This is a genomic window from Acinetobacter sp. AL9 (assembly GCF_041464035.1).
GTDB classification, from domain to species: domain Bacteria; phylum Pseudomonadota; class Gammaproteobacteria; order Pseudomonadales; family Moraxellaceae; genus Acinetobacter; species Acinetobacter towneri.
The window spans coordinates 1-14,171 of sequence record NZ_JAYFSK010000001.1; the positions used below are offsets into that span (position 1 = coordinate 1).

Annotated in this window: 9 protein-coding genes and 2 rRNA genes; 6 read left to right on the forward strand and 5 right to left on the reverse strand. The window is 43.3% G+C overall.

The features are described 5' to 3' along the window. The 6 genes from ACEO2X_RS00005 to ACEO2X_RS00030 form a co-directional block, all read left to right on the forward strand. A 23S ribosomal RNA gene (locus ACEO2X_RS00005) occupies window positions 1–1,722 on the forward strand; the annotation flags it as partial. A gap of 223 nt (window positions 1,723–1,945) precedes the next feature. Then, window positions 1,946–2,060, forward strand: a 5S ribosomal RNA gene (gene rrf, locus ACEO2X_RS00010). A 284-nt stretch (window positions 2,061–2,344) separates the two neighbouring features. Continuing rightward, window positions 2,345–3,694, forward strand: coding sequence for an MFS transporter (locus ACEO2X_RS00015; RefSeq protein ID WP_371970880.1), 1,350 nt, complete (start codon window positions 2,345–2,347; stop codon window positions 3,692–3,694). A gap of 422 nt (window positions 3,695–4,116) precedes the next feature. Continuing rightward, entirely contained in the window at window positions 4,117–5,325 is a 1,209-nt protein-coding gene (locus tag ACEO2X_RS00020) for an MFS transporter (protein ID WP_371970882.1), read from the forward strand. A gap of 194 nt (window positions 5,326–5,519) precedes the next feature. Beyond that, window positions 5,520–7,892, forward strand: coding sequence for a YgiQ family radical SAM protein (locus ACEO2X_RS00025; protein ID WP_096902257.1), 2,373 nt, complete (start codon window positions 5,520–5,522; stop codon window positions 7,890–7,892). Window positions 7,893–8,236: 344 nt separating this feature from the next. Continuing rightward, complete coding sequence (locus ACEO2X_RS00030) at window positions 8,237–8,779, forward strand: DUF2726 domain-containing protein (RefSeq protein ID WP_179991331.1); 543 nt, start codon at window positions 8,237–8,239, stop codon at window positions 8,777–8,779. Window positions 8,780–8,896: 117 nt separating this feature from the next. On the opposite strand, the gene ACEO2X_RS00035 is transcribed toward ACEO2X_RS00030, so the two are convergent. The 5 genes from ACEO2X_RS00035 to mdtD all read right to left on the reverse strand — a co-directional run bounded on the left by ACEO2X_RS00035 (window position 8,897) and on the right by mdtD (window position 14,125). After that, on the reverse strand, window positions 8,897–9,253 hold the full coding sequence (locus ACEO2X_RS00035; protein ID WP_004975615.1) for a RidA family protein: 357 nt from the start codon (window positions 9,251–9,253) through the stop codon (window positions 8,897–8,899). A 463-nt stretch (window positions 9,254–9,716) separates the two neighbouring features. Beyond that, window positions 9,717–10,772: a DNA polymerase IV gene (gene dinB, locus ACEO2X_RS00040; RefSeq protein ID WP_371970884.1), complete on the reverse strand. Its 1,056-nt coding sequence runs from the start codon at window positions 10,770–10,772 to the stop codon at window positions 9,717–9,719. 45 nt (window positions 10,773–10,817) lie between these two features. Further along, entirely contained in the window at window positions 10,818–11,828 is a 1,011-nt protein-coding gene (locus ACEO2X_RS00045; RefSeq protein WP_179993468.1) for an MBL fold metallo-hydrolase, read from the reverse strand. Between the two features lie 34 nt (window positions 11,829–11,862). Next, a complete protein-coding gene (locus tag ACEO2X_RS00050) occupies window positions 11,863–12,654 on the reverse strand; it encodes a GH25 family lysozyme (RefSeq protein ID WP_346792818.1) in 792 nt (263 codons plus the stop codon). Between the two features lie 79 nt (window positions 12,655–12,733). After that, window positions 12,734–14,125, reverse strand: coding sequence for a multidrug transporter subunit MdtD (gene mdtD, locus ACEO2X_RS00055; protein ID WP_371970886.1), 1,392 nt, complete (start codon window positions 14,123–14,125; stop codon window positions 12,734–12,736). Between the last annotated feature and the right edge of the window lie 46 nt (window positions 14,126–14,171).

Consider the following 14,171-nt stretch of genomic DNA (forward strand, 5'->3'; position numbering starts at 1 on the left):
GTGGTAGGGGAGCGTTCTGTAAGCCGAAGAAGGTGGATTGAGAAGTCTGCTGGAGGTATCAGAAGTGCGAATGCTGACGTGAGTAACGACAAAACGGGTGAAAAACCCGTTCGCTGAAAGACCAAGGGTTCCAGTCCAACGTTAATCGGGGCTGGGTGAGTCGACCCCTAAGGCGAGGCCGAGAGGCGTAGTCGATGGGAAATTGGTTAATATTCCAATACTTCAGTGTAATGCGATGAGAGGACGGAGAAGGTTAAGTCAGCCTGGCGTTGGTTGTCCAGGTGAAAGGAAGTAGGCATGCATCTTAGGCAAATCCGGGGTGCTCTATGCTGAGATCTGATAGCAAGCTGTACTTGTACAGTGAAGTGGCTGATACCCTGCTTCCAGGAAAAGTCTCTAAGCTTCAGTTACACTGGAATCGTACCCGAAACCGACACAGGTGGTCAGGTCGAGTAGACCAAAGCGCTTGAGAGAACTCTGCTGAAGGAACTAGGCAAAATGGTACCGTAACTTCGGGAGAAGGTACGCTGTTGATGGTGATAGGACTCGCTCCTTGAGCTGTCGACAGCCTCAGAAACCAGGCCGCTGCAACTGTTTATTAAAAACATAGCACTCTGCAAACACGAAAGTGGACGTATAGGGTGTGATGCCTGCCCGGTGCTGGAAGGTTAATTGATGGGGTTAGCGTAAGCGAAGCTCTTGATCGAAGCCCCAGTAAACGGCGGCCGTAACTATAACGGTCCTAAGGTAGCGAAATTCCTTGTCGGGTAAGTTCCGACCTGCACGAATGGCATAATGATGGCGGCGCTGTCTCCAGCAGAGGCTCAGTGAAATCGAATTCGCCGTGAAGATGCGGTGTACCCGCGGCTAGACGGAAAGACCCCGTGAACCTTTACTGCAGCTTGACATTGAACTTTGACCTTACTTGTGTAGGATAGGTGGGAGGCTTTGAAACTTGGACGCTAGTCCGAGTGGAGCCGTCCTTGAAATACCACCCTGGTAATGTTGAGGTTCTAACTCTGTCCCGTTATCCGGGACGAGGACCATGTCTGGTGGGTAGTTTGACTGGGGCGGTCTCCTCCTAAAGAGTAACGGAGGAGTACGAAGGTGCGCTCAGCGTGGTCGGAAATCACGCGTAGAGTATAAAGGCAAAAGCGCGCTTAACTGCGAGACCCACAAGTCGAGCAGGTACGAAAGTAGGTCTTAGTGATCCGGTGGTTCTGTATGGAAGGGCCATCGCTCAACGGATAAAAGGTACTCTGGGGATAACAGGCTGATACCGCCCAAGAGTTCATATCGACGGCGGTGTTTGGCACCTCGATGTCGGCTCATCTCATCCTGGGGCTGAAGCAGGTCCCAAGGGTATGGCTGTTCGCCATTTAAAGAGGTACGCGAGCTGGGTTTAGAACGTCGTGAGACAGTTCGGTCCCTATCTACCGTGGGCGCTGGAAATTTGAGAGGATCTGCTCCTAGTACGAGAGGACCAGAGTGGACGAACCTCTGGTGTACCGGTTGTGACGCCAGTCGCATCGCCGGGTAGCTATGTTCGGAAGGGATAACCGCTGAAAGCATCTAAGCGGGAAGCCTACCTCAAGATAAGATTTCCCCGAGGCTTTATGCCTCCTAAAGAGCCGTTGAAGACTACGACGTTGATAGGTTGGATGTGGAAGCATAGCGATATGTGAAGCTGACCAATACTAATTGCTCGTGAGGCTTGACTATACAACACCCAAACAGTTGTTGTATCACAAGCATCAATCGATTCATAAAAGATCACTTGAAACTGATCAGATCAAATATCTTGATTCAGCCCTTGCTGAACATGAAATTTCAGATACAATAGCCAACCTGTTAATAACTCATTTGGAACCAAGTAAGGCATTACAAGCGAAAGCATCAAGCTTAAGCAATGTAACTAAGACCCGAACAAGTCCATAACAGTTGTGCTGGCGACCATAGCAAGAGTGAACCACCTGATCCCTTCCCGAACTCAGAAGTGAAACCTCTTCGCGCTGATGGTAGTGTGGGGTTACCCATGTGAGAGTAAGTCATCGCCAGCTCATTATTCGAACACCCTCAACTAGCGTTGGGGGTGTTTTTTTATGTGGGAAAGAAAATATTAAGAAGAATAATCACATTTTATTGTGTTTAAAATAACAATAAACCCATAATTAATAAAATGTTTTAGACTAATGTTGAATTTTTATTTTTTGTGTTTTGTGTGAAAGTTACACAATCTACTTGAATGGCAAAAGTGGACATGGATGACTGATAAAAATGAAAGTCTTCACTGTAAAAATTGCTATTCAAGCTTACTGAAACACAAACTCACAGGAGGTGAGGAATGGCACATCAAGCAATTAACGTGAATGATGTCATCGATCACGCAAAATTCAAACCATTTCATTTCAATGTCGTGGCATGGTGTCTACTGATCATTTTATTTGATGGCTATGACTTGGCAATTAATGGGGTCGTTTTACCCTTATTGATGGATGAGTGGGGCTTGAGTGCTGTTCAGGCGGGGATGCTCGCGAGTACTGCATTGGCAGGTATGATGTTTGGCGCGATGATTTTTGGTTCTTTGGCCGATAAAATTGGTCGTAAGAAAGTCATCATGATCTGTATCGTTCTGTTTAGTGGTTTAACCTTTGCAGGTGGCTTCGCCTCTAATCCAACTGAGTTTGCGATTTTACGTTTCTTGGCGGGTTTAGGCATTGGTGGTGTAATGCCAAACCTTGTGGCCTTAACTTCTGAATATGCACCTAAAACCATGCGTAGCACCTTAGTGACTACTATGTTTAGTGGTTATGCTGTAGGTGGTGTAATGGCAGCCTTACTTGGCTCATGGTTTACCCCAAGTTTTGGCTGGGAAATCATGTTCTTTATTGCAGGTATCCCATTGTTTTTATTGCCTGTGATTTGGAAATTCTTGCCAGAATCTTTAACCTTTATTGTCAAAGAAAATAAGCAAGATCAAGCCCGTCCAATCGTAGCGCGTTTAGCACCAGATTTAAAAATTACCGAAGACACCACTTTTGAATTGTATCAGGTTGGTGTGCCTGAAGCTGCTAACGTGGTGAGCTTGTTCAAACGCGGTCGTGCAGTGAATACTTTATTGTTCTGGTTAGCGTTCTTTACTTGTCTATTAACCATGTATGCACTCAGCAGCTGGTTGCCAAAACTGATGATGGCGGCAGGCTATTCTATGGACAACAGCTTAATGTTCATGATGGTGATGAACGTAGGTGCAGTCGTTGGTATCGTGGGCGGTGGTATTTTGGCAGACCGTTTCCACTTAAAACCTGTATTGATGTTCTTGGGAATCATGGGCGCATTGGTGATGAGCCTCATGGGCTTCCAATCTAATCAATTCTTGCTTTACATCTTAGTGTTCTTGGCAGGTGCAGCATCTATTGGTTCACAAATGCTGTTGTATAGCTATGTGGCACAATATTACCCACTTGCAGTACGCTCAACAGGTATTGGTTGGTCATCTGCAATTGGTCGTATGGGTGCCATTGTAGGTCCAATCTTAATTGGCGGCTTATTGGGTATGAATTTACCTGCACACTTCAACTTTATCGCAGTAGGTTTGCCAGTGCTGATCACTGCAATTGCGGTTGCTTTGATTATGAGTGAAGATGAAGCGGAGCAAATTAAGGCGGGCAAAACGGTTGCAGCCAAAGCTTAACTTTGTAATGTGTTAAGTTCAAAAGTCCTCAACATTGTTTGGGGACTTTTTGATTATGGGGTGTATAAATAGAAAGCGATGATATATAAAGTTATATATCCAAGATACAGATAAAAAGAACCCCCGTCATCCTGACAGGGGTTCTTTGTATTTCGTGTTTAGGTATAACTCCTGTCGTACCTCACGATCCTGGTGCTCAAACTTATTATTGTTGTTTTTAGTTTGGGAAACATCCTGTCTCCTCATGTCTTAAGAATACTGTTAACTCAAAATACTGCCTAGCCTCATTTTGCTTCAGTACATGTAAGCAAAAACTGACAAAGTGATGGATGATACTGATGCTGATTTTGAGCAAACGATAAAATACCGAGCTTATTTTTGTCCATAAACAGGCGTATACTGATCGCGTGATTGGAGTAAATATGTCTGATTTAGCTGTAGCATCTCATGTTCAGTATGGTACCAAGCCATTTAAAGCCATTCTTTTTTCGTTGTTTTTAGCGGGTTTCGCTTCTTTTTCGACCTTGTACTGTGTGCAACCGATGATGCCAATTTTGGCCGATTTTTTTACGGTTACACCAACCCAAAGTAGTTTCCCGCTGTCATTTTCTACTGTGGCTTTGGCGATAGGTTTGCTTTTCACAGGTTTTATTTCAGATCGTTTTGGGCGTAAACCTATTATGGTTTTGGCTTTATTTTTAGCTGCCATTTTATTAATTCTGAGTGCCTTACTTCCAATCTGGTCATTCTTTTTAACCACACGAATTTTTATTGGCATTGCTGTGAGTGGTGTAGCTGCGGTCGCCATGACCTATATTGGTGAAGAAATTCGACAGCAAGATATTGGTTTTGCTATGGGGCTGTATATTTCGGGTACGGCCATTGGTGGCATGGGTGGACGTTTAATTGCTGGGGTCTTGGTCGATTTTATATCTTGGCAAGCGGCAACCCTAATTATTGGTGGTTTGAATTTACTAATTGCAATCACCTTTTATATGTTACTTCCTGCATCGAAAAATTTTACAGCGTATCCGATTCGCTTCTCGCGGTTTAGAGATGCTTTTGTTGCCAATTTGGCAGACCGTAAATTAAGAATCCTGTTTTTACAGGGCTTTTTGCTGATGGGCTGTTTCGTCAGTGTTTTCAATTACATCAGCTATTATTTACTAGCTAAACCATTTGAGCTTTCCCAAGTTTGGATTGGGGTGATTTCAATTGCCTATTTGGCGGGTATTTATAGTTCACCGCGTGCGGCAAGCTGGGGCAATCGTATTGGACGTGAACGTGTGTTGCCTATGGTGATTGTCCTAATGTTGATCGCATTATGGTTGATGTCGATTGCACATTTAGCCGTCGTATTGGCTGCATTGGTGCTATTTACCTTTGCTTTTTTTGCCGCACATTCTACTGCCAGTAGTTGGGTGTCGATTCAAGCACTGCAGTATCGTGCAGTGGGATCATCATTATATTTATTTAGTTACTACATGGGTTCGAGTTTGCTCGGTAGTGGTAGCGGTCTGATTTGGGAACAATGGGGCTGGTCTGGTCTGACATGGGTGATGACTGCAGTCTTGGGTGTGGCGCTTTATGGTGCGTGGCGTTTAAAGATTAAACCAACAGCGCTGCGATAAGCATTCAGGATTATTGCTTTAGGCTTATCCCTTTATGCTTTTCTTATTCAGATACCAACTTAGGATATAAAAATAGTTTGCTGATTTTGTGTGTTTTTTAATCAAGCAAGATGAATGGAATTCATGCTAAAATAGTCGGCTTTCATCTTTGATCGACTTTTGATCTTCCACTTCCCAGCCGAGAATTGCAAGCCATGTCTACTGCTTATACTGCTCAGACCGCACCCAAAGCGTTGTTTGATTACGACAAATATTGGGCGTCATGTTTTGAGCCTGCGCCATTTTTGCCGATGTCACGCGAAGAAATGGATCAGCTCGGTTGGGATGCCTGCGATTTTATTTTGGTTTGTGGTGATGCTTATATTGATCATCCCTCTTTTGTATCGGGCGTGATTGGTCGTGTGCTTGAGGCGCAGGGCTTTCGTGTCGGGATCATCGCCCAACCAGACTGGACCAATGTGGAATCTTTTCGGGTACTAGGGAAGCCGACCATTGCTTGGGGTGTTACCGCGGGCAATATGGACTCGATGATCAACCGCTATACTGCAGACCGTAAAATCCGTTCTGATGATGCTTATTCACCAGACAATCAGCCGAATAAACGTCCTGACCGTGCGGCTACGGTATATTGTCAGCGTTGTCGTGAAGCCTTTCCAGATGTGCCTGTTTTACTTGGCGGGATTGAAGGCTCGTTGCGTCGTATTGCACATTATGATTATTGGTCTGACAAAGTTCGTCGCTCGATTTTAATGGATTCTAAAGCCGACTTATTGATGTACGGCAATGGCGAGCGTTCGATTATTGAAGTGATGCACCGTTTGGCCAAAGGTGAAAAAATCCACGAAATTACAGATGTACGTGGTACAGCATTTATTATCAATAAACATAACCGTGCGTCTAAATCCAAATTTGTTGAAATTGCATCTAATGATGTAGATAGCGTGGGCCGTGTCGATCCAATCATCAACCCTTATGTGATGACCGAAGATTTAGACGGTTGTGAGATTGAAAAAGATAAGGGCAACAACCTCGCGCAATATCAAAATTTCCAGAAAGATGTAGTCAGCAATCCAATTGTTCGTGAAGGTGATCAGCTAGATGCAGATACCCAGATTGTGCAATTGCAGCCTGCTTCAAAAGCAATTAAACACAAATTACCCCCACGTGAATTGGCAGTGATTCGTTTGCCTTCTTTTGAGGAAGTGGCGAATGATCCTGTGCTGTATGCGCATGCTAACCGTATTTTGCATTTAGAAACTAACCCGGGCAATGCGCGTGCTTTGGTGCAAAAGCATGGTGAACGTGATGTGTGGTTGAATGCACCGCCTATTCCGTTGACTACGGAAGAAATGGACTATGTATTCGATTTACCGTATGCACGTTTGCCGCATCCATCTTATGGCAATGCACGTTTCCCTGCTTTTGATATGATCAAGTTTTCGGTCAATATCATGCGTGGTTGTTTTGGTGGCTGTACTTTCTGTTCGATTACCGAACACGAAGGCCGAATTATCCAAAACCGTTCTGAAGAATCCATTTTGCGTGAAGTGGAAAAAATTCGGGATACTGCACCTGGCTTTACTGGCATTATTTCAGACTTGGGTGGCCCGACTGCAAATATGTACCGTTTGCATTGTAAAGACCCTGAAATTGAAAAGAATTGTCGTAAACCTTCCTGTGTATTTCCGGGCGTATGTCAAAACTTACACACTGATCATGCACCTTTAACTCAGTTGTATCGTAAAGCACGTGAACTGAAAGGCATTAAAAAAATTCTGATTGGTTCAGGTTTGCGGTATGACTTGGCGGTGTTGAACCCTGAATATGTACGTGAATTGGTGACGCATCATGTGGGCGGTTATTTAAAAATTGCACCAGAGCATACCGAAAAAGGTCCATTATCTAAGATGATGAAACCGGGTATTGGTACGTATGACCGTTTTAAACAAATGTTTGATCGTTTCAGTAAAGAGGCGGGCAAAGAGCAATATTTAATTCCGTACTTTATTGCCGCGCATCCGGGAACGACCGATTACGACATGATGAATTTGGCGTTGTGGCTGAAAAAGAATGGTTTCCGTGCCGATCAGGTACAGACCTTCTATCCATCGCCAATGGCAACCGCTTCGACTATGTATTACACAGGTAAAAACCCACTGGCCAAAGTGGCGCGTTATACCGAAAATGTGGATATTGTCAAAGGCGAAAAACGTCGTCGTTTGCATAAAGCTTTCTTACGTTACCATGATCCAAACAACTGGCCGTTGTTGCGTGAAGCCTTAAAAGAAATGGGACGTGCAGATTTAATCGGAAACTCTAAACAGCACCTGATTCCAACCTATCAGCCGCAAGGCACAGATGGACAGTATCAAACGGCACGTAAGAAAAACTCGACTGTCGCGGGTGATTCACAAAAACGTACGGGGCAAAGTGGTAATCGTGCTCAGAACAGTAATCGTCCGAAGAAAGGGCAAATATTGACTCAGCACACAGGTTTGCCGCCACGTGAAACAGGTGAAAAACGTCCATTTTCACACAAAAAATCTAAGCCAAAATCGAAAGCTTAGTACTTGAAGTTAAGATCCATCAAAAGGCGCTGCAGCGCCTTTTTTGTTTGCTTTTCATTTCATCGGAATTGTCCGACAATCGAATCTGTTAAGCATTGCTTTGTTATTTTTTTGCATGCTATACAGTATTCGTATCTAATGATAAAAACACGCTTAGATGCTACAGCACTTAGACAAAAGGCTGGCTTGTGAAACAAAATTTCTGTTTCTATGATGGTTTTGTCAATGTTTCATGTAGTTTCTTAAATGGAACGTTTAAATATAAAAGCGTGTTATATACTGATTTGATGAAAAAATCGGCATGAAGCCGAAACAACTATAAAAATGATTTTAAGGATTGAATAATGACCATTTATATTTTGATTGGGGTTTTGATACTGATTTTCTTTCTCTTGATGGCGGTTAAGGGCTTGGAAAATAGAGAAAAACCTCAGGACAGTGCACTAAAGCAACGTGCAATTTTTAACTTAAATGAACAGCTGACGTATACACGTTTGCAGGAAATTTTACCTCAACATATCATCTTGGCGCATGTGTCTTTTGATGCCTTGCTGACCACGAAATTTTCACGTACTCGACATAAATACCGCAATATGATGGCCGATTTTGTGGTGTTGGATGCTAATCATCAGGTCGTTGCAATTGTAGCCTTAGATGATTTGTTGATGCTGAAACGTAGCCGCAATGCGCAATACCAAGATGAATTGCTGCGTTTGGCGGGTTATAAAGTGCTGCGTTATGAAGATGTGCCTGAATATCACGAATTGCGTGAAGCTTTTGGGCAGTCACCGTCATCGTATGCAGACTTAGAAGATTTGGATACAGCCTTAAAAAAGTATGATTTTTTAGCGCATTCTGTACGCCATAAAGTGAAGGTATTGGGCTAAACGCTTGCCGCTAAAGTCACTAGATAGACAATATGAATCAGCATGTCGCCATGACATGCTGATTTTTTTAATTGGCTGTGACTCTTGATTTAATCGTGTCTATTTTACGTTGGGTTGCTATTCAGGTTTGACTGCAACCACAGTCATCTCAACCAAAACGTCAGGATGGTATAACTTGGCTTCTACGCAGGTACGCGGTAAAGCTTGTATATCTGCCACCCAAGCATCCCAAACTTGATTCATTGCGGCATAATCGCGCTCAATGTTTTTTAGAAAAATCATCACCGACATGATGTGGCTTTTATCTGTACCCGCATCTGCCAATAAACGATCAATCAGGGCAAGTGTTTGTTGGGTTTGCCCCTCAATATCTTGTTGTGTGTCTTCTGCCAGTTGCCCTGCCAAATGGACTAAATTTCCCGAAATTGCAATTTCAGAATAACGTTTTTGGATATGTAGACGTTGAACAGCCATTGGGTGTGATCCTCGCGCCAAGCGATTAGGTATAAAAAGCGTGAGGTATTATAGAGGCAGGCAAGCACGTGGAAAATATGCAGGCAGTAGTCTGCTTAAAATAAAAAGTAGTTGAATGGAAAATACGAGGAAAAGAGAGACGGTGTATCAAAGCGGCGAAGTGCCAAGCGCAGAGTTGTCCTGTAATCTTCGGATTTGATCGTCACGCCAATCACAGGACAAGTATGCCAAAAGTAATGGTGATTTTTGACATCTCAGCGTATGTACGGATAAATACATCGCGCGCATAGATTACTCTAAAAAGCACAACTGTGAAGGGTAAATTGTCTTATTTTTATTCTTTTGGCTGAAATTTATACAAAAGTTGGCTTTAGTATTCATCGGCAAGTATTGGCTAGGTATGTTTTATGTAGAGCGGGAAGTTTACCGCTTTAAAATCCGTGATATTTATGAGTTGTGATATTTACAGCAAAGATAGTTGTGCTTGTTCATCGGCAGGGCTGAGTTGATACAGACCGACCCCAATTAAACGGAATTGATCCTGTGCGGGAATATGCATTTCGTGAAGCAAAAGTTGCAGGACTTTTTCAAGATCGTTTTTGCTCTCAAGTGGCTGTTTAAAACTTTTGCTATGTTGTAAGATCTGAAAATTTTTGAGTTTCAATTTGGCCGATACGCCACGTGCAACATATTGTTTTTTCACTAAACTGTGCCAAACCTGATCAATCAAGCTAGACCAGTAAGCTGCACATTCGGCTAAGTTTAAGTCATCATCAAAGGTGATTTCTTTGGAAATTTGCTGGCGCTCACGTTCTGCCTGCACAGGACGTTCATCAATCCCTTGGGCAAATAAAAACAGACGTTTTCCATATTTGCCAAAATGATGAATCAACAGGTTTTCTTCAATGTGTTGCAAATCGCCCAAGGTATTTAAATTCAAGCTTTTTAATTTTTCCTGCGTGACTTTACCTACGCCTGGAATTTTCTTTAAGGGTAAGTCCTGAATAAACTGCTGCACTTGACTGGGTTTAATCACGCAAATGCCATTGGGTTTATGCCAGTCCGAAGCAATTTTGGCTAAAAATTTATTCGGTGCGACACCTGCCGAGGCCGTTAAACCTGTACTTTGAAAAATATCTGCCCGAATCCGCATTGCGACTTCAGTTGCGCTTGGAATACCTTGTAAATTTTCGGTGACATCTAAATAAGCTTCATCTAAAGACAAGGGTTCAATAAGTGGTGTATAACGCTGAAAAATCTGATGAATTTGTGCGGAAACCTCACGATAGAGCGCAAAATTAGGCTCGAGCACCACCACCTGCGGGCAGCGTTTGCGGGCTTGTGCCATCGACATGGCAGAACGTAAACCAAACTCACGCGCAGGGTAAGATGCCGCAGCAATCACAGCACGAGGATGATGCGAAGCAATCACCACAGGTAAATGCTGCAATTCAGGACGACTGCGCAGCTCAACAGAGGCATAAAAGGCATCCATATCAATATGAATGATTTTCCGCATGGCACAAACTAGATGAAGCGTTTAGATTTCAACAGTATCGCATGTTTAGGAAGTCGGTTGTAGCATCGGAGCAAGCGGATAAGGCGTGTTGCTATTCAGCAAAATCACCTGTGTCGATTGCTGTTCTGCATAGTCGATCAAACGCTGTAAACTCCGTGGGCTATGGTCGGCAATGCGGGGCAAAAACTCTAAAGGGCGCGCTAAAGGCTGGAAAAAATTATCCCAATGAATTGGAATCACGACACGAGGGCGCAACGTTTCCACAGTTTCATCTAAATAATGCTGTTGAAAAGCAACCGATTGTTTAGAGAGCTGTGCAATCCCTAAAAATAAAGTATCTACCTGCAAGTGTTGTAATTGTTTAGAAATCGCGCCTGTACTGGCTTTGACTAAAATGTTCTGTTCAGGATGCTGAATGTAATAATCAAAACTGCCGCCTTCTTTAAATTCATAAAAACGGGCAGGTAAGGACAATGGTTGTTGAATTTGTTCACCTAAATCATTATTCACAGCGGTGGCAGGGGTATGCTGTGATGGAATAGCCGTAATCTTAAACTTTCCAATCTGTATTGGTTGGGCAGGATTGACAAGGCTTAATCGAGATTCAGGAATTGCGGCACCACGGGCAATGTTCAAACTACTTTCTGAACCGATGATTTGACTGTGTTTGAGTTGCTGCGCCAAAAATGGCAAATCTAGCGTGTGATCATAATGCGAATGGGTGATCAAAATCGCACGTGTGCGTTGTAATTGATGCTGTTGAATCAACTTGTGCAATAAGGCTGGTTGGCTGTCTAACTTGTTCCACATGACTTGTGCAAGAGAGGGGCGACTAAAAAATCCATCAATCAGAATTTGGTTTTCACCATCATCAAACAATAGGGTAGATACGCCAAAATAATGTACTTTTAAGTTGGCATTTGCGGTTTTTGTTGAATATTGCCATGCGGAAAATTGTTCTAGTTTGCCTGCGGGTTGTAATAGGTAAAGCAGTGCGAATCCTGCACAAATGCTGAGCGTAAGAGCAGCCCAAAGCAGCCCTTTCATAATTTTCATGACGGTACTTTTTTATTGTGATGCAGCTATCTTGTTATTTTTTCTGGTTCGGTTCAAGTCTTGTGGGTTGAATTGCGTTGTCTGTTAAAAAATGCTGCCATTGTTTGGTATTGCCATAAAAAACATTTAGGTCGACTGGGGTGTGAATACCTTTTATTTGACCCTGATTGGTATGTTGCCAAAATAACCATTTTGGCTGACCTGCCAGTTGTGGTTTACCCTGATATTCTCTGACCCAAAGGGGTGTTTGCTTAAAGCTTTCAGTTAATACCATATTGTAAAAGGCTTTAGATACATAAAAAATCGGTTGTTTTTCATAATGTTGATATAGCGCATCATGCATGATTTGAATTTCGCGCAGTAACTGTTCTTTGGTGTAAGTGTTGATGCAGTTGCTGTCATATTCTAAGTCAATTACAGGTGGCAAACTGTCAGATTTTTTTGGAACAGTCGCAATAAAGTTTTCTGCCTGAATTGCTCCATCACGGCATAAGCGATAAAAATGATAGGCGCCGACCAAAAAGCCATGTTCACGGGCTTTGAGCCAGTTATCCTGAAATTTATGATCTTTAAAATCGCCTCCTTCGGTGGCTTTTAAATAGACAAAGGCATATTTTTGTGGGGAAATTTTTTGCCACTGAACATCGCCTTGATGATGTGACACGTCAAAGCCTTGAATTGGATATTCTTCGGCTGCCGCAGGTTGTTGGCGCAACACATCCAAATACAATAAAACCGCCAAAACAGCACTGCCAAGCACCGCAATGGTCATACGATAGTGCGGTGTAAAAGCTGAGTTTTTAGCTCGATTTGATGGTTTGCGCATGTTGAAAAAGCTTCGCGGAGCAAAGTCATATCATAACGCGCAGTGCGGTGTAGCACCATGCGCTTTCGGTAATGGCGTTTTAAACAGCCGTGTGTTTGGGGATACTCCAAAACACTAAAAATGCCAAAATATTTAATACACCCAAACAAATTAAAGTGGCATGAAAGGCACTGACTAACTGTTCTGCGCCGTAATAGGCACTAAACATATTCACCAAAGTACCTGCCAATGCCACGCCAATACTCATCGACAGCATCATAATCATGGATAAAAAACTATTGCCGCTGCTGGCATCTTGTTGAGGTAAATCTTTGAGTGTAAAGGTATTCATACCCACAAACTGCAATGAATTAAGCACCCCAAATATAAAAAAATGCAAGGCACGTAACCAAGTCGCAGTTTCAGCAGTGGTCAGCGCAAAACTAGCAATACACGCCCCGACCAATAACGTATTGGTCAGTAAAAACTGCCGATAGCCAAAACGTTGAATTAAAGGCCGAATGATCGGCTTGGATACCAAAGAACCAAGCACAGTTGGAATCATCATCAAACCTGTGATAAATGGTTCAAAACCAAAAGCCACCTGCAGCATGATTGGCATGATAAAAGGCATGGCATTGCCCCCGAAGCGGGCAAAAAAGTTACCTAAAATACCAATGGCATATAAGCGATTTTTAAATAAATCGCTGCGAAATAAGGCATTTTGATGAGTATGGGCATGGCGGGCATAGCATGCTGCGGCAATACCGCCAGCCAAGATTAACGCTAAATTCCAAAGCAGATTATGTTGTGGGTTGGCAAAATTTTCGATGCCTAAAGATAAGCCCGCCATCGCCACAACTAATAGGATAAACCCGAGAAAATCAAAGCTTTTAACTTCAGTTTCAGTCACATTCGGCATGGCTTTAATACAAATCCAACAGCCCAAGATGCCCATAGGAATGTTGATCAGGAAAATCCAGTGCCACGTGGCGACTTCGACCAACCAGCCACCCAGCGTTGGACCAATTAAGGGGCCAATCAACCCTGCCAGACTCATCAGGCTCATGGCAGATAAAAACTGAGTGCGTGGAATAATTTTGAGCATCGCCAAGCGCCCGACAGGCAAGAGCAATGCACCACCGATGCCTTGAATCACCCGATAAAATAGTAATTCATTCAGGCTCGCCGCAGCAGCACAACCCAAAGAGGCAAGGGTAAAAATAATAATCGCTGCAAAATAGGTGTTGCGTACCCCAAAACGATCTGCCAACCATCCACTTAATGGAATACACGCTGCCACCGAGAGTACATACGCCACCACCACACTGTGCATCCGCAGCGGGTCTTCCTGCAGGCTATTCGCCATTGCAGGGATTGCTGTATTCACAATGGTGGTGTCGAGCGCCTGCATAAAAAAGCCAATTGAAACCAGAAATACCAAAAGACGGTATTCAGGATGCAGGGCTTGATGGGTCGGTGTTTGGTTCATAACTCGGCAAAATGGACATTTGGTCTAGTTTAAACCATTTTGCAAT

What these genes read in the sequence shown, in the direction of transcription:
- ACEO2X_RS00015 (WP_371970880.1), top strand. Translation starts at nt 2,345, where the DNA reads ATGGCACATCAAGCAATTAACGTGAATGATGTCATCGATCACGCAAAA.
- ACEO2X_RS00020 (WP_371970882.1), top strand. Translation starts at nt 4,117, where the DNA reads ATGTCTGATTTAGCTGTAGCATCTCATGTTCAGTATGGTACCAAGCCA.
- ACEO2X_RS00025 (WP_096902257.1), top strand. Translation starts at nt 5,520, where the DNA reads ATGTCTACTGCTTATACTGCTCAGACCGCACCCAAAGCGTTGTTTGAT.
- ACEO2X_RS00030 (WP_179991331.1), top strand. Translation starts at nt 8,237, where the DNA reads ATGACCATTTATATTTTGATTGGGGTTTTGATACTGATTTTCTTTCTC.
- ACEO2X_RS00035 (WP_004975615.1), bottom strand. Translation starts at nt 9,253, where the DNA reads ATGGCTGTTCAACGTCTACATATCCAAAAACGTTATTCTGAAATTGCA.
- dinB (WP_371970884.1), bottom strand. Translation starts at nt 10,772, where the DNA reads ATGCGGAAAATCATTCATATTGATATGGATGCCTTTTATGCCTCTGTT.
- ACEO2X_RS00045 (WP_179993468.1), bottom strand. Translation starts at nt 11,828, where the DNA reads ATGAAAATTATGAAAGGGCTGCTTTGGGCTGCTCTTACGCTCAGCATT.
- ACEO2X_RS00050 (WP_346792818.1), bottom strand. Translation starts at nt 12,654, where the DNA reads ATGCGCAAACCATCAAATCGAGCTAAAAACTCAGCTTTTACACCGCAC.
- mdtD (WP_371970886.1), bottom strand. Translation starts at nt 14,125, where the DNA reads ATGAACCAAACACCGACCCATCAAGCCCTGCATCCTGAATACCGTCTT.